Source organism: Pseudomonas sp. MH9.3 (assembly GCF_034354675.1).
Taxonomy (GTDB): Bacteria; Pseudomonadota; Gammaproteobacteria; order Pseudomonadales; family Pseudomonadaceae; genus Aquipseudomonas.
Genome location: NZ_CP133785.1, coordinates 2,596,997 through 2,618,712, shown reverse-complemented (window position 1 = coordinate 2,618,712; position 21,716 = coordinate 2,596,997). Strand labels below are relative to the sequence as shown.

General features: G+C 60.5%; 23 protein-coding genes and 1 pseudogene. 23 read left to right on the top strand and 1 reads right to left on the bottom strand.

Annotated features, from left to right (window positions below):
- Window positions 1-2 precede the first annotated feature (2 nt).
- Entirely contained in the window at window positions 3-917 is a 915-nt protein-coding gene (secF, locus tag RHM60_RS11385) for a protein translocase subunit SecF (RefSeq protein WP_057007285.1), read from the top strand.
- 124 nt (window positions 918-1,041) lie between these two features.
- On the top strand, window positions 1,042-1,584 hold the full coding sequence (locus RHM60_RS11380) for a glycine zipper 2TM domain-containing protein (protein ID WP_003238445.1): 543 nt from the start codon (window positions 1,042-1,044) through the stop codon (window positions 1,582-1,584).
- 216 nt (window positions 1,585-1,800) lie between these two features.
- Here the strand turns inward: RHM60_RS11380 and suhB are convergent, their stop codons facing one another.
- Window positions 1,801-2,616: an inositol-phosphate phosphatase gene (gene suhB / locus RHM60_RS11375; RefSeq protein ID WP_003175971.1), complete on the bottom strand. Its 816-nt coding sequence runs from the start codon at window positions 2,614-2,616 to the stop codon at window positions 1,801-1,803.
- Between the two features lie 145 nt (window positions 2,617-2,761).
- On the opposite strand from suhB, the gene trmJ reads away from it, so the two are divergent.
- The 21 genes and pseudogenes from trmJ (at window position 2,762) to RHM60_RS11270 (ending at window position 21,580) form a co-directional block, all read left to right on the top strand.
- Entirely contained in the window at window positions 2,762-3,532 is a 771-nt protein-coding gene (trmJ, locus tag RHM60_RS11370; RefSeq protein ID WP_322214465.1) for a tRNA (cytosine(32)/uridine(32)-2'-O)-methyltransferase TrmJ, read from the top strand.
- A gap of 2 nt (window positions 3,533-3,534) precedes the next feature.
- Window positions 3,535-4,320, top strand: coding sequence for a serine O-acetyltransferase (gene cysE / locus RHM60_RS11365; protein WP_322214463.1), 786 nt, complete (start codon window positions 3,535-3,537; stop codon window positions 4,318-4,320).
- A 300-nt stretch (window positions 4,321-4,620) separates the two neighbouring features.
- The gene (gene iscR / locus RHM60_RS11360) at window positions 4,621-5,112 is read left to right on the top strand and encodes a Fe-S cluster assembly transcriptional regulator IscR (RefSeq protein WP_057007282.1); all 492 of its coding nucleotides are present in this window, start codon (window positions 4,621-4,623) and stop codon (window positions 5,110-5,112) included.
- Between the two features lie 50 nt (window positions 5,113-5,162).
- Window positions 5,163-6,377, top strand: a complete 1,215-nt coding sequence (locus tag RHM60_RS11355; protein ID WP_209984576.1) for an IscS subfamily cysteine desulfurase — start codon at window positions 5,163-5,165, stop codon at window positions 6,375-6,377.
- A gap of 100 nt (window positions 6,378-6,477) precedes the next feature.
- A complete protein-coding gene (gene iscU, locus RHM60_RS11350; RefSeq protein ID WP_003175965.1) occupies window positions 6,478-6,864 on the top strand; it encodes a Fe-S cluster assembly scaffold IscU in 387 nt (128 codons plus the stop codon).
- Between the two features lie 28 nt (window positions 6,865-6,892).
- Window positions 6,893-7,216 carry an iron-sulfur cluster assembly protein IscA gene (gene iscA / locus RHM60_RS11345; RefSeq protein WP_003175963.1) on the top strand — a complete coding sequence of 108 codons (324 nt, stop codon included), beginning with the start codon at window positions 6,893-6,895 and terminating at the stop codon, window positions 7,214-7,216.
- 8 nt (window positions 7,217-7,224) lie between these two features.
- Window positions 7,225-7,746, top strand: a complete 522-nt coding sequence (gene hscB / locus RHM60_RS11340) for a co-chaperone HscB (RefSeq protein ID WP_322214462.1) — start codon at window positions 7,225-7,227, stop codon at window positions 7,744-7,746.
- Between the two features lie 53 nt (window positions 7,747-7,799).
- Window positions 7,800-9,662, top strand: coding sequence for a Fe-S protein assembly chaperone HscA (gene hscA, locus RHM60_RS11335; RefSeq protein ID WP_322214461.1), 1,863 nt, complete (start codon window positions 7,800-7,802; stop codon window positions 9,660-9,662).
- A gap of 3 nt (window positions 9,663-9,665) precedes the next feature.
- Window positions 9,666-10,007 (top strand): ISC system 2Fe-2S type ferredoxin, encoded by a 342-nt coding sequence (gene fdx, locus RHM60_RS11330; protein ID WP_209984570.1) that lies wholly within the window; start codon window positions 9,666-9,668, stop codon window positions 10,005-10,007.
- Window positions 10,008-10,021: 14 nt separating this feature from the next.
- Window positions 10,022-10,222 (top strand): Fe-S cluster assembly protein IscX, encoded by a 201-nt coding sequence (gene iscX / locus RHM60_RS11325; protein ID WP_003238461.1) that lies wholly within the window; start codon window positions 10,022-10,024, stop codon window positions 10,220-10,222.
- Between the two features lie 91 nt (window positions 10,223-10,313).
- Window positions 10,314-10,739: a nucleoside-diphosphate kinase gene (gene ndk / locus RHM60_RS11320; protein WP_003175956.1), complete on the top strand. Its 426-nt coding sequence runs from the start codon at window positions 10,314-10,316 to the stop codon at window positions 10,737-10,739.
- A 29-nt stretch (window positions 10,740-10,768) separates the two neighbouring features.
- A pseudogene (rlmN, locus tag RHM60_RS11315) lies at window positions 10,769-11,904 on the top strand (23S rRNA (adenine(2503)-C(2))-methyltransferase RlmN); the annotation flags it as partial.
- Between the two features lie 25 nt (window positions 11,905-11,929).
- Window positions 11,930-12,688 (top strand): type IV pilus biogenesis/stability protein PilW, encoded by a 759-nt coding sequence (gene pilW / locus RHM60_RS11310; protein WP_209984563.1) that lies wholly within the window; start codon window positions 11,930-11,932, stop codon window positions 12,686-12,688.
- The gene (locus RHM60_RS11305; RefSeq protein WP_209984560.1) at window positions 12,688-13,674 is read left to right on the top strand and encodes a RodZ domain-containing protein; all 987 of its coding nucleotides are present in this window, start codon (window positions 12,688-12,690) and stop codon (window positions 13,672-13,674) included. The genes pilW and RHM60_RS11305 overlap by 1 nt, the downstream gene beginning before the upstream one ends.
- A 2-nt stretch (window positions 13,675-13,676) precedes the next feature.
- Window positions 13,677-14,786: a flavodoxin-dependent (E)-4-hydroxy-3-methylbut-2-enyl-diphosphate synthase gene (ispG, locus tag RHM60_RS11300; protein WP_209984557.1), complete on the top strand. Its 1,110-nt coding sequence runs from the start codon at window positions 13,677-13,679 to the stop codon at window positions 14,784-14,786.
- Window positions 14,787-14,809: 23 nt separating this feature from the next.
- Window positions 14,810-16,099, top strand: coding sequence for a histidine--tRNA ligase (hisS, locus tag RHM60_RS11295; RefSeq protein WP_209984552.1), 1,290 nt, complete (start codon window positions 14,810-14,812; stop codon window positions 16,097-16,099).
- 63 nt (window positions 16,100-16,162) lie between these two features.
- Window positions 16,163-16,780 carry a tetratricopeptide repeat protein gene (locus RHM60_RS11290; RefSeq protein WP_322214605.1) on the top strand — a complete coding sequence of 206 codons (618 nt, stop codon included), beginning with the start codon at window positions 16,163-16,165 and terminating at the stop codon, window positions 16,778-16,780.
- Window positions 16,773-17,924, top strand: a complete 1,152-nt coding sequence (gene bamB / locus RHM60_RS11285) for an outer membrane protein assembly factor BamB (protein ID WP_322214460.1) — start codon at window positions 16,773-16,775, stop codon at window positions 17,922-17,924. Before RHM60_RS11290 ends, bamB begins: the two co-directional genes overlap by 8 nt.
- 134 nt (window positions 17,925-18,058) lie before the next feature.
- Window positions 18,059-19,528: a ribosome biogenesis GTPase Der gene (gene der / locus RHM60_RS11280; RefSeq protein ID WP_231423471.1), complete on the top strand. Its 1,470-nt coding sequence runs from the start codon at window positions 18,059-18,061 to the stop codon at window positions 19,526-19,528.
- A gap of 124 nt (window positions 19,529-19,652) precedes the next feature.
- Window positions 19,653-20,801, top strand: coding sequence for a pyridoxal phosphate-dependent aminotransferase (locus RHM60_RS11275; protein WP_209984542.1), 1,149 nt, complete (start codon window positions 19,653-19,655; stop codon window positions 20,799-20,801).
- Window positions 20,789-21,580 carry an amidohydrolase gene (locus RHM60_RS11270; RefSeq protein ID WP_322214459.1) on the top strand — a complete coding sequence of 264 codons (792 nt, stop codon included), beginning with the start codon at window positions 20,789-20,791 and terminating at the stop codon, window positions 21,578-21,580. The genes RHM60_RS11275 and RHM60_RS11270 overlap by 13 nt, the downstream gene beginning before the upstream one ends.
- Window positions 21,581-21,716 lie beyond the last annotated feature (136 nt).

The window sequence follows — 21,716 nt, the reverse complement described above, 5'->3', positions numbered from 1 at the left end:
CCATGTTACGTACAATCAACTTCATGGGCGTTCGCAACGTTGCGTTCGGCGTCACCGTGCTCCTTACCGTTCTGGCGTTGTTCAGCTGGTTCCATAAGGGCCTGAACTACGGCCTGGACTTCACCGGCGGTACGCTCATCGAGCTGACCTACGAGAAGCCGGCCGACGTTACCCTGGTGCGCAACGAGCTGGTCAAGGCCGGCTATCACGAAGCCGTGGTGCAGAGCTTTGGTGCTACCACCGACCTGTTGGTGCGCATGCCGGGCGAAGACCCGCAACTGGGCCACCAGGTGGCCGAGGCCTTGCAGAAGGTCGGCGGTGACAACCCGGCGTCGGTCAAGCGCGTCGAGTTCGTGGGCCCGCAAGTAGGTGAAGAGCTGCGCGACCAGGGCGGCCTCGGCATGCTGATGGCGCTGGTCGGTATCATGATCTACCTGGCTTTCCGCTTTCAGTGGAAGTTCGGTGTCGGCGCCATTGTGTCGCTGATCCACGACGTGATCGTGACCGTGGGTATCCTGGCGTATTTCCAGATTACCTTCGACCTGACCGTGCTGGCGGCCGTGCTGGCGATCATTGGTTACTCGCTCAACGACACCATCGTGGTATTCGACCGGGTTCGTGAGAACTTCCGCGTACTGCGCAAGGCGTCGTTGATCGAAAACATCAACATCTCCACCACCCAGACGCTGCTGCGCACCATGGCGACGTCGATCTCCACCTTACTGGCGATTGCCGCGCTGATGATCTTCGGTGGCGACAACCTGTGGGGCTTCTCCCTGGCGCTGTTCATCGGCGTTCTGGCGGGCACCTACTCGTCGATCTATATCGCCAACGTGGTGCTGATCTGGCTGAACCTCAACAGCGAAGACCTGATTCCTCCGGCCAGCACTGGCAAGGAGGTCGACGACCGTCCTTGATGGGCGTTTGTTGACACGCTGTTACAAAAGAGGCACGAGAATTGAACTCGTGCCTTTTTTTTTGCTCCAAGGCTGGGTATAGCGCGGATCTTTCGGTCCGCTTGTGATGGTCAGGAGGTTCAACGTGAACAAGTCGTTGCTGGTTGGTGCGGTATTGGGTGCTGTCGGTGTGACTGCCGGGGGCGCTGTTGCCACCTACAGCCTGGTAAAAAGCGGCCCTGAGTATGCGCAAGTGCTGGCTGCACAGCCGGTAAAAACCCAGATTAAAACGCCGCGTGAGGTCTGCAAGGACGTCGCGGTGACTCGGCAGAAGCCGGTGCAGGATCAGCATCAGATCGTCGGCACCGTGGTCGGTGCGCTGGCCGGTGGCCTGTTGGGTAACCAGGTCGGTGGCGGTAACGGTAAGAAGCTGGCCACTGTAGCCGGTGCGGTCGGTGGCGGTTACGCCGGTAACAAGGTTCAGGAAGGCATGCAGAACCGCGATACTTACACCACCACTCAGACACGTTGTAATACCGTCAACGACATCAGTGACAAGGTTGTCGGCTATGACGTGCGTTACACCCTGGATGGCAAGGAAGGCACCGTGCGCATGGATCGTGATCCAGGCGGCCAGATTCCAGTGGATAAAGAGGGGCGTCTGATCCTGGGTCAGAACCAGCAGTAATTCAGGGGCAGATTCAAAGCCCTATGCAGTAAAAAATGTGGGAGGGGGCTTGCGCCCGATGGTGGTAGGTCAGTCAATACATCTGGCGACTGACAAGCAGCTATCGGGAGCAAGCCCCCTCCCACAGTTTATTTCTGTGTGACTGGCATGTGTGTTCATGCCAAATTCAAGGCATGAAAAAAGCACCCCGCGGGGTGCTTTTTTTTGCCTGCTCGCTTAGCGCTTCAGCGAAGCCGGCAGGTGCGGCTGGATTGCTGTCAGCACGGCCTTGAAGCATTTGGTGTTGCCCGCAACCACATGGCCTTTCTCAAGGAAGTCGTGACCGCCGGTGAAGTCGCTCACCAGGCCGCCGGCCTCTTGAATCAGCAGTGCGCCTGCAGCCATGTCCCACTCGGACAGGCCCGACTCCCAGAACGCATCAAAACGACCGGCAGCCACGTAAGCCAGGTCCAGGCTCGCTGCGCCGGCGCGGCGGATGCCGGCGGTCTGGCCGACCAGGGCGCGGAACATGCCCAGGTAGTTTTCCAGGTTATCCATCTGGTCGTCACGGAACGGGAAACCGGTGCCCAGCAGGGCGCCGTCCAGGCTGGTGCGGCCGCTGACACGCAGGCGACGACCATTGAGTTGCGCGCCACGGCCACGGCTGGCGGTGAATTCTTCCTGGCGAACCGGGTCGAGTACGACGGCGTGTTCCAGGCGGCCACGGTATTTGCAGGCGATGCTCACGGCAAAGTGCGGAATGCCGCGCAGGAAATTGGTGGTGCCATCCAATGGATCAATGATCCACAGGTAGTCTTCGCCTTCGCCGCTGCCTTTGTGCAGGCCGGTTTCTTCACCGAGGATGCCGTGGGTTGGGTAGGCCTTGCGCAGAGCGTCGATGATTTTCTGTTCGGCGGCGCGATCCACCTCGGATACGTAATCCTTGGCGTCTTTTTCGTCGACCTTGATGGTATCCAGGCGCTCGATGGAGCGGAAGATCAATTCACTGGCGCTGCGGGCGGCGCGCAGCGCGATATTCAGCATGGGCTGCATGGATAGGTCACCTAAGGTTGTTAAAGAAAGCCGGGCAGTTTAGCAGAAACTTTCTTCAGGTGAAGGACGACGTTAGCTTTCATGGCATAACCTTAGGCTGTTCTGTAAGATTTGCTCCCCTTTCCCGTGTCCGAGAGCGCCTCCCTTGCTGCAAAACATTCGTGTCGTCCTCGTCAATACCAGTCATCCCGGCAACATCGGCGGGGTGGCGCGAGCCATGAAAAACATGGGGCTGACGCGCCTGGTGCTGGTCGAGCCACGGGTGTTTCCGCACCACGAGGCCGATGCCCGTGCGTCCGGCGCCAATGACCTGCTCGCGAGCGCCCAGGTGGTCGCCACCCTGGAAGACGCCTTGGTGGGCTGCAACCTTGTGCTCGGCACCAGTGCCCGTGACCGGCGCATCCCCTGGCCGCTGCTGGACCCGCGTGAGTGCGGCACCAAAGTGATCGAAGAGGCTGTCGGCGGCGCTGAAATCGCCCTGGTGTTCGGCCGTGAAGACTCCGGCCTCACCAATGAAGAGCTGCAGCGATGTCATTACCATGTGCACATTCCATCCGACCCCGAGTTCAGCTCGCTGAACCTCGGGGCCGCGGTGCAGGTACTGAGCTACGAGGTGCGCATGGCCTGGCTGGCGGCGGCAGGTCAGCCGAGCAAGGTCGAGAAGGATGAAGTGGCGTCGACCAAGAGTGGTGAGCTGGCCACCATGGACGAGCTGGAGCGTTTCTATGAGCACCTGGAGCACACCCTGGTGGCCATCGAGTTTCTCGACCCGGAAAAACCACGGCACTTGATGGCGCGCCTGCGTCGCCTGTATGGGCGCAGTTCGGTGAGCCGAGCGGAAATGAACATATTGCGTGGCATCCTCACGGAAACCCAGAAAGCGGCCCGTGGCGAGCTTCTTAAGCGGAAGGATTAACAATGTTCGAGCGTTTGCGAGAAGACATCCAAAGCGTTTTCCACCGTGACCCGGCGGCGCGCAATGCCTTTGAAGTGCTGACCTGCTACCCGGGCATGCACGCGATCTGGGTCCACCGCCTGTCCGGCTTCTTTTGGGGCATGGGCTGGAAGTGGCTGGCACGGCTGGTGTCGAACTTCGGCCGCTGGCTGACCGGGATCGAGATTCATCCGGGCGCCAAGGTCGGGCGTCGCTTTTTCATCGATCACGGCATGGGCATTGTGATCGGCGAGACCGCTGAAATCGGCGACGATGTGACTCTTTACCAGGGCGTGACCCTGGGCGGCACCAGTTGGAACAAAGGCAAGCGCCACCCGACCCTGGAAAATGGCGTGGTGGTGGGGGCGGGCGCCAAGGTGCTCGGTCCGTTCACGGTGGGTGCCGGCGCCAAGGTGGGCTCCAACGCCGTGGTGACCAAGGCGGTGCCGGCTGGCGCCACGGTGGTGGGTATTCCCGGTCGCATCATCGTCAAGCCGGAAGCCGGCGACGAGCAGGAAGCCAAGCGCAAGGCCATGGCCGAGAAAATCGGCTTCGATGCCTACGGCGTCAGCGAAGACATGCCCGACCCCGTGGCACGCGCCATCGGCCAGTTGCTCGATCACTTGCAAGCGGTAGACGGCAAGCTGGAGGGCATGTGCGGCGCGCTCAAGGAGTTGGGCAGCAGCTATTGCGCCAAGGACCTGCCCGAGCTGCGCGAAGAAGACTTCGCTGAAATCAAGAGCGAAACCGCCACCACCAAGGCTGGCTGAAGATTTCCAGTCACTGCAAATCCCCTGTGGGAGCGGGCTTGCTCGCGAAAGCGGTACATCAGTCAGCATTTTCGGCGACTGATACGCCGCTTTCGCGAGCAAGCCCGCTCCCACATTTGATCCTCATTGTGGCTGAGAGTGCTGGTTGTCTGTTCCCGCTGTTCGCCCCCACCCCATCCTGCTATGATTCGCGCGCCCTTTTTCCGGGCAATCCTGACTAAATTACTAGGTCTTATAGTTGACTTAAATACTCGGGAATCGCATACTTGCTCCCATTCTGAAACACCCTGGTACTTGTCCATGAGACTGACTACAAAAGGCCGATACGCGGTAACCGCCATGCTTGACCTGGCCTTGCACGCGCAGACCGGGCCGGTGTCCCTGGCCGATATCTCCGAGCGCCAAGGCATTTCACTGTCTTACCTCGAGCAGCTGTTCGCCAAATTGCGTCGCAGCAATCTGGTCTCCAGCGTTCGCGGTCCAGGTGGTGGCTATCAGTTGTCCCGCGAGATGCAGGGCATCCAGGTCGCCCAGGTGATCGATGCGGTCAACGAATCCGTCGATGCCACCAAATGCCAGGGCCTGGGTGATTGCCACGCCGGTGACACCTGCCTGACGCACCACCTGTGGTGTGACTTGAGCCTGCAGATCCATGAGTTTTTGAGTGGTATCAGCTTGGCTGATCTTGTGACTCGCCGTGAGGTGCAAGAAGTAGCCCAGCGTCAGGACCAGCGCCGTTGCAACACCAGGGCGCCGCGTCTGGACAAGATTGAAGCGTCCGCCGTCGAGTGACAGCCGAAGAGCTAACGGCACGCCAGCCAGCCTGATTTAGGAGAAAGTCCATGAAATTGCCAATTTACCTTGATTACTCAGCGACCACCCCGGTTGATCCGCGTGTTGCGCAAAAGATGAGTGAATGCCTGCTGGTTGACGGAAACTTCGGCAACCCGGCCTCCCGCTCCCACGTATTCGGCTGGAAAGCCGAGGAAGCGGTCGAGAACGCTCGTCGCCAGGTCGCTGACCTGGTGGGCGCAGACCCGCGTGAGATCGTCTGGACCTCCGGTGCCACCGAGTCCGACAACCTGGCGATCAAGGGCGCGGCGCATTTCTACGCGACCAAGGGCAAACACCTGATCACCACCAAGATTGAGCACAAGGCTGTCCTCGACACCATGCGCCAACTGGAGCGTGAAGGTTTCGAGGTCACCTACCTCGAGCCGACCACCGACGGTATCGTCACCCCGGCCATGATCGAAGCTGCGCTGCGTGAAGACACCATTCTGGTTTCCGTGATTCACGTGAACAACGAAATCGGCACCATCAACGACATTGAGGCCATCGGCGAGCTGACCCGCTCCCGGGGTATCCTGCTGCACGTCGATGCTGCCCAGTCCACCGGCAAGGTCGACATCGACCTGTCCAAGCTGAAAGTCGACCTGATGTCGTTCTCGGCCCACAAAACCTACGGCCCCAAAGGCATCGGTGCTCTCTACGTGAGCCGCAAGCCTCGCGTGCGCATCGAAGCGGCCATGCATGGCGGCGGTCATGAGCGCGGCATGCGTTCGGGCACCCTGGCTACCCACCAGATCGTTGGCATGGGCGAGGCCTTCCGCGTAGCCAAGGAAGACATGGCTGCCGAAAACATTCGTATCAAGGCCCTCAGCGATCGCTTCTACAAGCAGGTCGAGAACCTTGAAGAGCTGTACGTCAACGGCAGCATGACCGCCCGCGTACCGCACAACCTGAACCTGAGCTTCAACTACGTCGAAGGCGAGTCGCTGATCATGGCGCTCAAGGACCTGGCGGTGTCGTCCGGTTCGGCCTGCACCTCGGCCTCCCTTGAGCCTTCGTACGTACTGCGCGCCCTGGGCCGCAATGACGAACTGGCACACAGCTCGATTCGCTTCACCTTCGGCCGCTTCACCACCGAAGAGCAGGTCGACTACGCCGCGCAGAAAGTGTGTGAGGCGGTCAACAAGCTGCGCGTTCTGTCTCCGCTGTGGGACATGTTCAAAGACGGTGTCGACATCTCCAAAATCGAGTGGGCGGCACACTAAATTATAGAAGCCGCCACCCATACTCTGTAGGAACGTGGCGGAAAACGCAGGCGTTTCTACAGGGTTCCAGAGCGGCCCTGATGAGTGAGGATTGAGTACCATGGCTTACAGCGAAAAGGTCATCGACCACTACGAAAACCCGCGCAACGTCGGCAAGATGAACGCGGAAGACCCTGATGTGGGCACCGGTATGGTCGGCGCTCCGGCGTGCGGCGATGTGATGCGCCTGCAGATCAAGGTCAACGACGCTGGCGTCATCGAAGACGCCAAGTTCAAGACCTACGGCTGCGGTTCGGCCATCGCCTCCAGCTCCCTGGCGACCGAATGGATGAAAGGCAAGACCCTGGATGAGGCTGTCACCATCAGCAACACCCAGCTGGCCGAAGAGCTGGCGCTGCCGCCGGTGAAAATCCACTGCTCCGTACTCGCTGAAGACGCCATCAAGGCGGCCGTTCGCGACTACAAGCAGAAGAAAGGCTTGATCTAAGCATTTGGCGACGAGTAAGGAGTCAACGATGGCTATCAGCATGACAGAAGCGGCAGCGCAGCACATTCGCCGCTCCCTGAATGGGCGCGGTAAAGGTGAGGGGATTCGTCTGGGTGTTCGCACCACGGGCTGTTCCGGCCTTGCCTACGTGCTGGAGTTTGTCGACGAGGTGGTTGCGGAAGACCAGGTGTTCGAAAGTCACGGCGAGAAAGTGATCATCGACCCCAAGAGCCTGACTTACCTGGACGGCACCGAACTCGATTTCGTCAAGGAAGGGTTGAACGAAGGCTTCAAGTTCAACAACCCCAACGTACGCGGTGAGTGTGGCTGCGGCGAAAGCTTCAACATCTGAGGCTACTTGTGGGCACTCCTTGTCATTTCGCTTTATTCGAGCTGCAGCCGAGCTTTCGACTGAACCTCGAGCAGCTTGCCACGCGCTACCGAGAATTGGCGCGTGGGGTGCATCCGGACCGCTTTGCTGACGCTTCCGAGCGCGAGCAACGCCAGGCGCTGGAGCAATCGGCCAGCCTCAACGAGGCCTATCAGACGCTCAAGAGCCCTGCGAAACGCGCGCGCTACCTGCTCGCGATGAACGGTGGCGAGCTGCCCCTTGAAGTCACGGTGCACGACCCGGACTTCCTGATGCAGCAGATGCAGTGGCGCGAAGAACTCGAAGACCTGCAGGACGACGCCGATGTGGCGGGTGTCGCGGTCTTCAAGCGTCGGCTGAAGGCGGCCCAGGAAGAGCTCAACGAAAGCTTCGCAGCCTGTTGGGATGATGCAGCGCAACGTGAACAGGCCGAACGCCTGATGCGGCGCATGCAGTTCCTCGACAAGCTCACCTACGAAGTGCGCCAGCTTGAAGAGCGCCTCGACGATTAACCCAGTGTGCTGCCCGTGATGCACGCCTGATAGACAGATAAGACCTGATTACCATGGCTCTACTGCAAATCGCCGAACCCGGCCAAAGCCCTCAACCGCACCAGCGTCGCCTGGCGGTGGGGATTGACCTGGGCACCACCAATTCCCTGGTCGCCGCCCTGCGCAGCGGCCTGTCCGAGCCGCTGCCCGACGCTGATGGCAAGGTGATCCTGCCGTCCGCTGTGCGTTATCACGCAGACCGTACCGAAGTGGGCGAGTCGGCCAAGCTGGCGGCCTCCACCGATCCGTTGAATACCGTGCTGTCGGTCAAGCGCCTGATGGGCCGTGGCCTGTCCGACGTCAAGCAACTGGGTGAGCAACTGCCGTACCGCTTTGTCGGCGGTGAATCCCATATGCCGTTCATCGACACCGTGCAGGGCCCTAAAAGCCCGGTGGAAGTGTCCGCCGATATTCTCAAGGTGCTGCGCCAGCGCGCGGAGACCACCTTGGGCGGCGAGCTGGTCGGCGCGGTGATTACCGTTCCGGCGTATTTCGACGACGCTCAGCGGCAGGCCACCAAGGACGCGGCGAAACTTGCCGGCCTCAACGTGCTGCGCCTGCTCAACGAGCCGACCGCAGCCGCCGTGGCGTATGGCCTCGATCAGCACGCCGAAGGCCTGGTCGCGATCTACGACCTGGGCGGCGGCACCTTCGATATCTCCATTCTGCGCCTGACCGGCGGTGTGTTTGAAGTGCTCGCCACCGGTGGCGACAGCGCCCTGGGCGGCGATGACTTCGACCACGCCATCGCGGGCTGGATTATCACCAGCGCCGGCTTGTCCGCCGACCTGGATCCGGGCGCGCAGCGTAACCTGCTGCAAACCGCCTGTGCAGCCAAGGAAGCGCTGACGGATGCTGCCTCTGTTGAAGTGTCCTACGGCAGCTGGTCGGCCCAACTGACCCGCGAAGCCTTCGATGCGCTGATCGAGCCGATGGTTGCGCGTAGCCTCAAGGCCTGCCGTCGCGCGGTGCGCGATTCCGGCATCGAGCTGGAAGAGGTGGTGGCGGTGGTCATGGTCGGCGGTTCGACTCGCGTACCGCGTGTGCGTGATGCGGTGGCCGAAGCATTTGGCCGTCAGCCCCTTACCGAAATCGATCCGGATCAGGTAGTCGCCATTGGCGCGGCGATTCAGGCCGACACTCTGGCCGGCAACAAACGCGAGGGTGGCGAACTGCTGCTGCTCGACGTGATTCCGTTGTCCCTTGGGCTGGAAACCATGGGCGGTCTGATGGAGAAGGTGATTCCGCGCAACACCACTATCCCCGTCGCCCGCGCCCAGGACTTCACCACGTACAAAGACGGCCAGACGGCCATGATGATTCATGTGCTGCAAGGCGAGCGTGAACTGATCAGCGACTGCCGCTCCCTGGCGCGCTTCGAGTTGCGCGGCATTCCAGCGATGGTCGCCGGCGCAGCGAAAATCCGCGTGACCTTCCAGGTCGACGCCGATGGTTTGCTCAGTGTGGCTGCGCGTGAACTCGGCTCGGGCGTTGAAGCCAGCATCCAGGTCAAGCCATCCTACGGCCTCACCGACGGCGAAATTGCCAAAATGCTCAAGGACTCGTTCCAATACGCCGGTGACGACAAGGTCGCCCGCGTGTTGCGTGAGCAGCAAGTCGACGCTCAGCGCCTGCTCGAAGCAGTGCAGGGCGCCCTTGAGGCTGACGGCGAGCGCCTGCTGGACGCCGAGGAGCGCATGGTCATCGACCTGCAGATGCAGGAACTGGCCGAACTGATGAAAGGCACCGATGGCTATGCCATCGAGCAGCAGACCAAGCGTCTGTCGCAAGTGACCGACGCCTTCGCCGCCCGCCGCATGGACCAGTCGGTAAAAGCCGCCCTGGCGGGCCGCAACCTGAATGAAATCGAGGAATAATTAATGCCGCAGGTCATTTTTCTGCCACACGCCGAGCATTGCCCGGACGGTATGGTTGTTGAGGCTGAGACCGGCAAGTCCATCCTCGACGTTGCCCATGACAACCACATCGAGATCGAAAGCGCCTGCGGCGGTGTCTGCGCCTGCACCACCTGTCACTGCATCATCCGCGAAGGGTTCAACTCCCTGGAAGAAGCGGACGAGCTGGAAGAGGATTTTCTTGACCGTGCCTGGGGCCTGGAAGCGCATTCGCGCCTGAGCTGCCAGGCCAAGGTCGGGACTGAAGACATCACTGTCGAAATTCCGAAATATTCCCTCAACCATGCAGCCGAAGCGCCGCATTGATTCAAGGAAATGTCATGAGCCTGAAATGGGTTGATGTACAAGAAATCGCTATACAACTTGCCGAAGCCCATCCTGAGGTCAATCCTCTTACGGTGAACTTCGTCAAGCTGCGCAATCTCGTAATGGAGCTGCCGGATTTTGACGACATCCCGGACCGGGGTGGCGAAAAGGTCTTAGAGGCGATTCAAGGCCTGTGGATCGAAGAAGCAGACTGAGTTGCCTTTTACGCAGTTAGGCAATACCTGATAACCCGCGTATAATTCGCGGGTTTAATTTTTCGTAAATTACCGTTTCTGGAGTTACACCATGGCTGTTCAACGTACTTTCTCCATCATCAAGCCTGACGCTGTTGCAAAAAACGTCATCGGCGAGATCACCACTCGTTTCGAAAAAGCCGGCCTGAAGGTTGTAGCTTCGAAACTCAAGCAACTGTCCAAAGCCGAAGCTGAAGGCTTCTACGCTGAGCACAGCGCTCGTGGTTTCTTCGGCGACCTGGTTGCTTTCATGATCTCCGGTCCTGTTGTTGTTCAGGTTCTGGAAGGCGAAAACGCCATCGCTCTGAACCGTGAGCTGATGGGCGCCACCAACCCTAAAGAAGCGGCTGCCGGCACCATCCGTGCTGATTTCGCTGAGTCCATCGACGCCAACGCCGTACACGGTTCGGACTCCGAAGCCGCTGCTGCTCGCGAAATTTCGTACTTTTTCGCTGCTACTGAAGTAACCGCTCGCTAAGCATCGGCTTAAAGAGTGAGGGTGAATCCATGACGACATCGACTGTTAAAACCAACCTGCTGGGTCTGACTCAGCCGGAAATGGAGAAATTCTTCGACTCAATCGGGGAGAAGCGTTTCCGTGCCGGTCAGGTAATGAAATGGATTCACCACTTTGGCGTCGATGATTTCGACGCCATGACGAACGTCAGCAAGGCCCTGCGCGACAAGCTCAAGGCCATTGCCGAGGTTCGTGGTCCGGAAGTGGTCAGCGAGGACATCTCCAGCGACGGCACCCGTAAATGGGTGGTGCGCGTGGCGTCCGGCAGCTGCGTCGAGACCGTTTACATCCCCCAGGGCAAGCGCGGCACCTTGTGCGTTTCGTCCCAGGCAGGCTGTGCCCTGGACTGCAGTTTCTGCTCCACCGGCAAGCAAGGCTTCAACAGCAACCTCACCGCCGCCGAAGTTATCGGCCAGGTGTGGATTGCCAACAAATCCTTTGGCAGCGTCCCGGCAACTGTCGACCGTGCCATCACCAACGTGGTGATGATGGGCATGGGTGAGCCGCTGCTGAACTTCGATAACGTGATTGCGGCCATGCACCTGATGATGGACGACCTGGGCTACGGCATCTCCAAGCGCCGTGTAACCCTGTCGACCTCCGGCGTGGTACCGATGATCGATGAGCTGGCCAAGCACATCGACGTCTCCCTGGCGTTGTCGCTGCACGCACCCAATGACGCATTGCGTAATCAATTGGTGCCAATCAACAAGAAGTATCCGCTTAAGATGCTGCTCGAGTCCTGCCAGCGTTACATGGCGACCCTGGGCGAGAAACGCGTGCTGACCATTGAGTACACCATGCTCAAGGACATCAACGACAAGGTCGAACACGCCGTCGAGATGATCGAGTTGCTCAAGAACACCCCGTGCAAGATCAACCTGATTCCGTTTAACCCGTTTCCACATTCCGGCTACGAGCGGCCGAGCAACAACGCCATCCGCCGTTTTCAGGATCAACTGCACCAGGCCGGCTACAACGTCACCGTGCGCACCACCCGTGGTGAAGACATCGACGCCGCCTGTGGCCAATTGGTAGGGCAGGTGATGGACCGCACCCGCCGCAGCGAACGTTACATCGCCGTGCGTGAATTGAATGCCGCCGACGATCTGCCGCAAATCGCTGTGAATCGAATCTGAGAGAGGATCTCTATGCCCTTGCGCCTTGCGCTGCTGTTACTGTTTACCGGTCTTGCGGCCGGTTGTGTTTCATCGGGCCATGACAGCCCCTTGCAAACAGACAAAGGCCGTGACGAGGCGCGAGTGGCGTATGTGCAGTTGGGCCTGGGTTACCTGCAGCAAGGCATGAGCGAGCAGGCCAAAGTGCCGTTGAAAAAGGCCCTTGAGCTGGATAGCGATGACGCCGACGCCAATGCAGCGTTGGCATTGGTGTTCAAGGCTCAGGCCGAGCCTGAACTGGCCGACCGGTATTTTACCAAGGCGCTGTCCGCGCGGCCTGCTGATCCCCGGCTTTTGAACAACTACGGCAGCTTCCTGTTCGAGCAGAAACGTTATGCCCAGGCCGCCCGTTATTTCCAGCAAGCCAGCACCGATACCCTGTATCCGGAACGTTCGCGGGTATTCGAGAACCTTGGGGTCACCTCGATGCACCTCGGGCAGCGCGATTTGGCGCGCCAGCAATTGGCAAAAGCCCTGCACCTGAACGGTCACCAGCCTCGCGCATTGCTCGAAATGGCTGAGTTGTCCTACGAAGACAGGCATTATGTGCCGGCACGTGACTATTACGAGCGTTTTAGCCTGCTCAGCGGGCAAAATGCACGTAGTCTATTGCTCGGTGCGCGCCTGGCGACGGTTCATGAAGAACGCGACACGGCCGCACGTTTTGGCCAGCAACTCGAACGACTCTATCCCGGTACGCCGGAATATCAGCAATACCTGTCGGAGCAATGATGAAAGCGGCGCACCCGGAAGTTGTAGCAGCTAATCGCGTAAACCCAGGCGACACCTTGCGTCAGGCCCGCGAAAGCAATGGTTGGTCGCTGGCGGAAGTGGCCCTCAAGCTCAATTTGACGGCCACGTCCCTGGGCAACCTCGAGGCCGGCGCGTTTGACAAGCTGCCGGGGCACACCTTTGCCCGGGGTTATATCCGTGCTTATGCCAAGTTGCTCGGCATCGATCAAACCGTGCTGGTCCAGCAGTTCGATCAGTTCACCGGCACCGACTCCCAGGGCAGCAACGTCCATGGTCTGGGGCGTATCGAAGAGCCGACGCGGGTCTCCCACACGATTTTGCGGATTGTCAGCCTGCTGCTGCTGATCGCGGTGATCGGCGGTGGTTTTGTCTGGTGGCAGGACCAGGCGGCCCAGCGCACCAAGGACATGACCAGCAACGCCATGGAGCACGTCGAAGTCGAAAGCGCCGACGGCACCACCCAGATTCATCCGCTGGATGAGCCCGAAGACCAGGCCGTTGTGCAAAGCCAGACCGCGCCTGAAACGCCGCCAGCCAACGAGCAGCCGGCGGCGCAAACCTCCCCGGCTGCAACCGCTGCTGTGCCTGCGCCTACCACTCCGGCTGCGCCCGCCGCCCAGGCCCACACGCCGGCCGCTCCTGCCCAGGCACCGGCGACCACGGCTCCGGTGACGCCAGCAACTCCCGCTATTTCGGCCCCTACGACCCCCGCTTTGATCGCCGGTGACGGGCACGTACAGGTTACCTTCATCGCCGACTGCTGGACGCAAGTCACCGATGGCAACGGCAAAGTGCTGTTCAGCGGCCTCAAGCGCAAGGGCGACACGCTTGACCAGGGCGGCAAGCCTCCTCTGACGCTGCGTCTGGGCTATGCCCGTGGCGCGCAAGTGGTCTACAACGGCCAGCCTGTGGACGTGGCGCCGTTCACCAGTGGCGAGACCGCTCGCCTCAAGTTGGGACAATAGTCATGCACGGCGAATCTCCAATCAAACGTCGCGTATCGCGCAAGATCTGGGTCGGCTCCGTACCCGTGGGCGGCGATGCCCCCATTGCCGTACAGAGCATGACCAACAGCGACACCAATGATGTGGCCGCCACCGTGGCCCAGATCAACCGTCTGGAAGCAGCCGGCGTCGACATCGTGCGCGTTTCCGTGCCGGACATGGACGCCGCCGAAGCCTTCGGCCGCATCAAGCAACTGGTCAAGGTGCCGCTGGTTGCCGACATTCACTTCGACTACAAAATCGCGCTGCGCGTGGCCGAACTCGGTGTGGACTGCCTGCGCATCAACCCGGGCAACATCGGTCGCGAAGACCGCGTGCGCGCCGTGGTGGATGCTGCCCGTGATCGCGGCATTCCGATCCGCATCGGCGTCAACGCCGGCTCCCTGGAAAAAGACCTGCAAAAGAAATACGGCGAGCCCACCCCGGCGGCGCTGGTCGAGTCGGCGCTGCGCCACGTTGAACACCTCGAACGCCTGAATTTCCAGGACTTCAAGGTCAGCGTAAAGGCTTCCGATGTGTTCATGGCGGTAGAAGCCTACCGCCTGCTGGCCAAGGAAATCGTACAACCGCTGCACCTGGGTATCACGGAAGCGGGCGGTCTGCGCTCAGGCACAGTGAAATCTGCGGTGGGTCTCGGTATGCTGCTCGCCGAAGGGATCGGCGACACTATCCGCATCTCCCTGGCGGCAGACCCCGTAGAGGAGGTGAAGGTCGGTTACGACATTCTCAAATCCCTGCGTTTGCGTTCCCGTGGCATCAACTTCATTGCCTGCCCGAGCTGCTCGCGGCAGAACTTCGACGTGGTGAAAACCATGAACGACCTGGAGTTGCGCCTCGAAGACCTGCTGGTGCCGCTGGATGTTGCGGTGATCGGCTGCGTGGTCAACGGGCCGGGCGAGGCCAAGGAGGCGCATGTCGGCCTTACCGGTGGTACGCCGAACCTGATTTACATCGACGGCAAGCCGTCGCAGAAATTGACGAATGACAATCTGGTGGACCAGTTGGAGAAGCTGATCCGCGAGAGAGCGGCCGAAAAGGTCGCCGCTGACGCAGCGCTGATCGCTCGCGGCTGATTGAACGAATTTAAGGATTTGATGTGAGCAAGTCTCTGCAAGCCATTCGTGGCATGAACGACATCCTGCCGGAGCAGACGCCATTGTGGCGTTACTTCGAAAGCACGGTCGCGCGCCTGTTGGATAACTACGGCTATAAACAGATCCGCATGCCGATCGTCGAGTTCACCGAGCTGTTCAAGCGCTCCATCGGTGAAGTGACCGACATCGTCGAAAAAGAGATGTACACCTTCGCAGACCGTAACGGCGACTCCCTGACCCTGCGTCCGGAAGGCACTGCCGCCTGCGTGCGTGCGGTGCTCGAGCACGGCCTCACCGGTGGCGGTCAGCCGCAGAAGTTGTGGTACATCGGCCCGATGTTCCGTCACGAGCGTCCACAGAAGGGCCGTTATCGCCAGTTCCACCAGATTGGTCTTGAGGTGTTCAACCTTGACGGCCCGGACATCGACGCCGAGCTGATCGTGATGACCTGGCGCCTGTGGGGCCAGTTGGGCATCCGTGACGCGGTCAAGCTCGAACTCAACAGCCTGGGCACCAGTGAGTCCCGGGGCCGCTACCGCGAAGCCCTGGTCGAATACCTGTCCGCCCATCTGGATAAACTGGACGAAGACAGCCAGCGCCGTCTGAAAACCAACCCGTTGCGCGTGCTTGATACCAAGAACGCCGACACCCAGGCCGTGCTGGTAGACGCGCCGAAGATGGCCGACTACCTGGACGACGAATCCCGCGTGCATTTCGACGGCCTCAGGGCGCGTCTGGATGCCGCCGGGATTCCCTACGTCATCAATCCTAAACTGGTGCGCGGCCTCGATTACTACAGCAAGACGGTGTTCGAGTGGGTCACCGACAAGCTTGGCGCCCAGGGCACCGTGTGCGCGGGCGGCCGTTACGACGGGCTGGTCGAGCAAATGGGCGGCAAGCCCACCACCGGCGTAGGCTTCGCCATGGGCATCGAGCGCCTGATCCTGCTGCTGGAAACCCTGGAGCAGGTCCCGGAAGAAATCGCCCGGCAAGTCGACGTTTACCTGTGCGCCTTTGGCGAGGCCGCCGAACTGGCAGCCCTGGCCTTGAGCGAACAGGTGCGTGACCAACTGCCAAACCTGCGCCTGCAGATCAATGCCGGCGCTGGCAGCTTCAAGAGCCAATTCAAGAAGGCCGACAAGAGCGGTGCGCTGTATGCGCTGATCCTCGGCGATGACGAGCTGGCCCAGCAAGTGATAGGTTTCAAACCCCTGCGTGGCCAGGGCGAGCAACAGAACATTGCCTTTGATGCGCTCGCCGCGCACCTGGCCACCTGCGTTGTGCAGGGTTGAAGCTGTCGAACAGCCGAATTTAGCGACTTAAGGAGTATTGGGGTGTCGAGTATTGATGATCAAATGACCGAGTTCAAGGACTGGTGGCAGCGTAACGGCAAGCCTCTGGTTACTGGCGGTCTGCTCGCTTTGGTGGTGGTGTTCGGCTGGCAGGCCTGGCACAAATATCAGGCCAACCAGTCCCAGGGCGCCTCGGTTCTGTATCAGCAGTTGCTGGAAACCACGCTGACGCCGGACGGCAAGCCTGACCCGGCTCAGGTTGCAGACCTGGCCGGCAAGCTGAAAAGCGAATTTGGCGGCACCACCTACGCTCAATACGGTAGCCTGTTCGTCGCCAAGGTGGCGGTCGATACCGGCAAGCTGGACGATGCTGCGGTTGAACTGAAGGCCATCGCCGACAAACCGACCAACCCGACCCTGGGTGAAATCGCCCGTCAGCGCCTGGCTCAGGTACTGGCGGCACAGAACAAGGCCGACGAAGCACTCAAACTGCTCGACGGCGATGCGGACAAGGCATTTGTAGCCACTCGCGAAGAGCTCAAGGGCGACCTCCTGGTCCAATTGGGTCGTACCGACGAAGCCAATGCTGCGTACAAGAAGGCCAAGGCTGCGCTGTCTGATGAAGCGGCGGTCGGTGGCTTACAAATCAAGCTCGACGACTTGGCCAAAGGGGATGCGTGACGTGATCCGTTGGAAACATGCAGCATTGCTGGCTCTGGCCATTCTGGCCGCGGGTTGCAGCAGCAACAGTAAAAAAGAACTGCCTCCGGCCGAGCTGACCACCTTCAAGGAGGAAGTGGTTTTGCAGAAGCAGTGGAGCCGCTCCATCGGTGACGGCCAGGGCGACACCTACAACATGTTGGTGCCGGCAATCGACGGCGAAAACATTGTGGCCGCTGACGTGACCGGCGTGGTCGTGTCCATGGATCGCATGACCGGCGACGTGAAGTGGAAAAAAGACCTTGAGTTGCCTGTGTCCGGCGCCGTCGGTGTGGGTTATGGCATGGTCATGCTCGGCACGCTCAAAGGCGAAGTCGTGGCGCTGGATTCCAGCACCGGTGAAGAGAAATGGCGCGCTCGCGTGACCAGCGAAGTGCTCGCACCGCCTGCCACCAACGGCGATATCGTCGTGGTGCAGACCCAGGATGATCGGGTGATCGGCCTGGACGCCAGCACCGGCGAGCAGCGCTGGTTGTATGACAGCACGCCGGCAGTACTGACCCTGCGCGGCACCAGTGGTCCGATTGTCACTAACAATCTGGCCGTTGCAGGCCTGTCGACCGGTAAAGTGGTCGCCCTGAACACCCAGAACGGCGTGCCGGCCTGGGAAACCCGAGTGGCCATCCCGCAAGGTCGTTCCGAGCTGGATCGCGTAGTGGACATCGACGGCGGCTTGCTGCTGTCGGGTGAAACCCTCTACGTCGCCACTTACCAGGGCCGTGTGGCCGCACTGGACCTGCAGAGCGGTCGCGTCAACTGGCAGCGTGATGCTTCCAGCTACGCCGGTATCGCCCAAGGGTTTGGCAGCGTCTACGTAAGCCTGGCGTCCGGCACCGTTGAAAGTGTCGACGAGCGATCCACCACCGCGCTGTGGAGCAACGATTCGCTGGCTCGCCGTCAACTGTCGGCACCGGAAGTGTTCTCCAGCTACGTGGCGGTGGGCGACTTTGAAGGCTACCTGCATCTGTTGAGCCAGGTGGATGGTCGTTTCGTAGGTCGTGAGCGTATTGACAGCGACGGCCTGCGTGCACGTCCGCTGGTCGTGGGTAACATGCTTTATGTGTTTGGCAACAGCGGCAAGCTGGAAGCCCTGACCATCAAGTAAGAATCATGCTTGGGGTAACACCCAGGCGGCCCCGCTTCGGCGGGGCATGCGGCATCTGACGATGCTGCCCCGAGCACCAGCCGCTGCCTTGCAGCGGCTTTTGTATTTTCTGAAATAACGAAGTGGAGAGCCGCATGGTTCCCGTAATCGCCCTGGTGGGCCGACCTAACGTCGGCAAGTCCACCTTGTTCAACCGCCTGACCAGGACTCGCGACGCCATCGTCGGCGACTTGTCCGGTCTGACCCGTGATCGCCAATACGGTGAGGCAAAGTGGCAGGGGCGCTCCTACATTATTGTCGACACCGGTGGTATCTCCGGTGACGAGCATGGCATGGACGAAAAGATGGCCGAGCAGTCGCTGCTGGCCATTGAAGAAGCCGATGTCGTGTTGTTCCTGGTGGACGCCCGCGCGGGCTACACCGCTGCCGACCAGATGATTGGCGAGCACTTGCGCAAGCGCAACAAGCGTTCCTATCTGATCGCCAACAAGATCGACAACATCGATCCTGAGGCCGCCCGCGCTGAATTCAGCCCGATGGGCCTGGGCGACGCGATCCCGGTCGCCGGTGCCCACGGTCGCGGCATCACCCAGATGCTGGAAATCGCTCTGCGCGACTTCCCGAAGGATGACGACGGGGAAGAAGAGGGCGAAGAAGAGATCGTCGCCGAAGGTGAGGAAGCCAAGCGCATTCCGGGCCCGAGTGAAAAAGACGGTATCAAGATTGCCATCATCGGCCGCCCTAACGTGGGCAAGTCGACCCTGGTCAACCGCATGCTCGGTGAAGACCGGGTCATCGTCTACGACCAACCCGGCACCACCCGCGACAGCATCTACATCCCGTTCGAGCGTAATGACGAAAAGTACACGCTGATCGACACCGCCGGTGTGCGCAAGCGCGGCAAGATCCACGAGGAAGTTGAAAAGTTCTCCGTGGTGAAAACCCTGCAAGCCATCAAGGACGCCAACGTGGTGATCTTCGTGATGGACGCCCGCGAAGGCGTGGTGGACCACGACCTCAACCTGCTGGGCTTTGCCCTGGAGGCCGGTCGGGCATTGGTGATCGCGATCAACAAGTGGGACGGCATGACGCCCAGCGAGCGCGACTTCGTCAAGATCGAGCTGCAGCGTCGGCTGTTCTTCGTCGAGTTCGCCGATATCCACTTTATCTCGGCCCTGCACGGCACTGGCGTGGGCAACCTCTACGCGTCCGTGCAGAACTCGTTCAAGTCCGCCGTCACCCGCTGGCCCACCAACCGCCTCACCCAGATCCTGGAAGATGCGGTGGGCGAGCACGCGCCGCCGATGGTCAACAACCGCCGGATCAAACTGCGTTACGCCCACTTGGGTGGTGCCAACCCGCCGATTATCGTGATCCACGGTAACCAGATCGAGAAGGTGCCCAAGTCTTACGTGCGTTACCTGGAAAACACCTACCGTCGTGTCTTGAAGCTGGTCGGTACGCCGATTCGCATCGAGTTCAAGGGCGGCGAGAACCCATACGAAGGCAACAAGAACACGCTGACGGACCGTCAGGTGAACAAAAAGCGTCGTTTGATGACTCATCACAAAAAAGCCGACAAAAAGCGCCGCGACAAGAAATAACGCAGCGTTGAGTGGTGGCGAGAGAGGGCTCCTTTGGAGCCCTTTTTTGTGCCTGACGGTTTGCTTGCTTGACCTGCTTGCAGCTTGCAGCTTAAAACTGGCAGCTCACCCGAAGGGGGCTTCCATGATCACCAGCAAGTTGCCGAACGTCGGCACCACCATTTTCACCACGATGTCGCAACTGGCTGCCGAAACCGGCGCGCTCAACCTGTCCCAGGGTTTCCCCGACTTCAACGGCCCGCAAGCGTTGCTCGATGCGGTGGGCCAACACGTTGCCAACGGGCATAACCAGTATTCACCGATGACCGGCTTGCCGGCCCTGCGCCAGCAAGTGGCAGCGAAGATCGCCCGCAGCTATGGCGTGTCGGTCGATCCCGACAATGAGGTGACCATTACTCCGGGGGCCACCGCGGCGATTTTCTGCGCGATCCAGGCGGTGGTTCGTCGGGGCGATGAAGTGATCATCTTCGATCCCTGCTACGACAGCTACGCACCTTCGGTGGAACTGGCCGGTGGCCGTTGCGTGCATGTGCAACTGAGCCTGCAAGGCTTCGCGCTGGACTTCGAGAAGATCAAGGCGGCGCTGTCACCGCGCACGCGCATGATCGTCCTCAACACGCCGCACAACCCTACTGGCGCACTGATCAGCCGCGCCGAGCTTGACCAATTGGCCGACCTGATCCGTGATCGCGATATCTACCTGCTCAGCGACGAGGTCTACGAGCACCTGGTGTTCGATGGCGTGCCCCATGTCAGCGTGCTGGCCCATGCAGAGCTGTACTCGCGCGCCTTTGTCGTCAGTTCCTTCGGCAAGACCTACCACGTCACCGGCTGGAAAACCGGCTACGTCGTCGCGCCACCCGCGCTGACGGCCGAATTGCGCAAGGTGCACCAGTACGTCAATTTCTGCTGCGTCACCCCGTTGCAGTTCGCGCTGGCTGACTTCATGGCCGCCCACCCGGAGCACGTTGACGAACTGCCGGCGTTCTACCAGGCCAAGCGCGATCTGTTCTGTGACTTGCTGGCGCCGTCGCGCTTGAGTTTCACTCGGGTGGCCGGCACCTACTTTCAACTGGTGGATTACTCACAGATTCGTCCGGACCTGGATGACGTCGCCATGTCGCTGTGGATGACCCGCGAACACGGCGTGGCGAGCATTCCCATCTCGGTGTTCTACCAGCACCCACCTCAAGGCCAGCGCCTGGTGCGCCTGTGCTTTGCCAAACGCGAGGAAACGCTGCAACAAGCAGCCGAAAAACTATGCGTGATCTGACTGCATTGCCGGACCTGAATATCGCTCTCGTCCAGACCACCCTGGCCTGGCACGACCGCCAGGCCAACCTTGACCATTTCGAGCTGTTGCTGGAGCAGGCCAAGGGTGCCGACCTGATTGTGTTGCCGGAAATGTTCACCACCGGTTTCTCGATGGAATCGCACACCCTTGCCGAGCCGGAAAGCGGCCCCACCCACCGCTGGCTCCAGGCCCAGGCCAGAAAGTACGCTGCGGTCATCACCGGCAGCGTGATCATCCGGGCGGCCGACGGCAGCCATCGCAACCGCCTGCTGTGGGCGCGGCCCGATGGTGAGGTGCTGCACTACGACAAGCGCCATCTGTTCCGCATGGCCGGCGAACACGACCACTACACCCCGGGCGAGCGCCAGGTGCAGTTTGACTGCAAGGGCTGGCGCATTCGTCCGTTGATTTGTTACGACCTGCGCTTTCCGGTGTGGAGCCGTGATGCCCAGGACACCGACCTGCTGCTGTACACCGCCAACTGGCCGGGCGCGCGGCGTCAGCACTGGAACCGTCTGCTACCGGCGCGGGCCATCGAGAACCTGTGCTACGTGGCGGCGGTGAATCGGGTGGGTACGGATGGCAAAGGTTTTGGCTACACCGGTGACAGCCAGGTGCTGGACTTCCAGGGCGAGACCTTGCTGAGTGCGGGGGAGGCGGACGGGGTGTTTCAGGTGTGCCTGGATGCGGCGGAATTGGCGGCGTATCGCACCCGGTTTCCGGCGAATCTGGATGCTGATAGTTTTCGGTTTGTCTGATAGACCGCTATCGGGAGCAAGCCCCCTCCCACATTTTGAATGTATTCACAGATCAAAATGTGGGAGGGGGCTTGCCCCCGATGAGGCCCTCACCGACACCACAAATATAAAGCCCAACAAAAAGCCCCTGAGTTCT

Bases quoted from the DNA above. Each gene is read 5' to 3' on its own strand.
- RHM60_RS11270 (WP_322214459.1), top strand. From the start codon at position 20,789: ATGCGTGATCTGACTGCATTGCCGGACCTGAATATCGCTCTCGTCCAG.
- der (WP_231423471.1), top strand. From the start codon at position 18,059: ATGGTTCCCGTAATCGCCCTGGTGGGCCGACCTAACGTCGGCAAGTCC.
- iscX (WP_003238461.1), top strand. From the start codon at position 10,022: ATGAGCCTGAAATGGGTTGATGTACAAGAAATCGCTATACAACTTGCC.
- RHM60_RS11355 (WP_209984576.1), top strand. From the start codon at position 5,163: ATGAAATTGCCAATTTACCTTGATTACTCAGCGACCACCCCGGTTGAT.
- ispG (WP_209984557.1), top strand. From the start codon at position 13,677: ATGCACGGCGAATCTCCAATCAAACGTCGCGTATCGCGCAAGATCTGG.
- bamB (WP_322214460.1), top strand. From the start codon at position 16,773: ATGCGTGACGTGATCCGTTGGAAACATGCAGCATTGCTGGCTCTGGCC.
- iscU (WP_003175965.1), top strand. From the start codon at position 6,478: ATGGCTTACAGCGAAAAGGTCATCGACCACTACGAAAACCCGCGCAAC.
- suhB (WP_003175971.1), bottom strand. From the start codon at position 2,616: ATGCAGCCCATGCTGAATATCGCGCTGCGCGCCGCCCGCAGCGCCAGT.
- RHM60_RS11290 (WP_322214605.1), top strand. From the start codon at position 16,163: ATGACCGAGTTCAAGGACTGGTGGCAGCGTAACGGCAAGCCTCTGGTT.
- iscR (WP_057007282.1), top strand. From the start codon at position 4,621: ATGAGACTGACTACAAAAGGCCGATACGCGGTAACCGCCATGCTTGAC.
- ndk (WP_003175956.1), top strand. From the start codon at position 10,314: ATGGCTGTTCAACGTACTTTCTCCATCATCAAGCCTGACGCTGTTGCA.
- cysE (WP_322214463.1), top strand. From the start codon at position 3,535: ATGTTCGAGCGTTTGCGAGAAGACATCCAAAGCGTTTTCCACCGTGAC.
- hscA (WP_322214461.1), top strand. From the start codon at position 7,800: ATGGCTCTACTGCAAATCGCCGAACCCGGCCAAAGCCCTCAACCGCAC.
- pilW (WP_209984563.1), top strand. From the start codon at position 11,930: ATGCCCTTGCGCCTTGCGCTGCTGTTACTGTTTACCGGTCTTGCGGCC.
- RHM60_RS11275 (WP_209984542.1), top strand. From the start codon at position 19,653: ATGATCACCAGCAAGTTGCCGAACGTCGGCACCACCATTTTCACCACG.
- iscA (WP_003175963.1), top strand. From the start codon at position 6,893: ATGGCTATCAGCATGACAGAAGCGGCAGCGCAGCACATTCGCCGCTCC.
- RHM60_RS11305 (WP_209984560.1), top strand. From the start codon at position 12,688: ATGAAAGCGGCGCACCCGGAAGTTGTAGCAGCTAATCGCGTAAACCCA.
- fdx (WP_209984570.1), top strand. From the start codon at position 9,666: ATGCCGCAGGTCATTTTTCTGCCACACGCCGAGCATTGCCCGGACGGT.
- secF (WP_057007285.1), top strand. From the start codon at position 3: ATGTTACGTACAATCAACTTCATGGGCGTTCGCAACGTTGCGTTCGGC.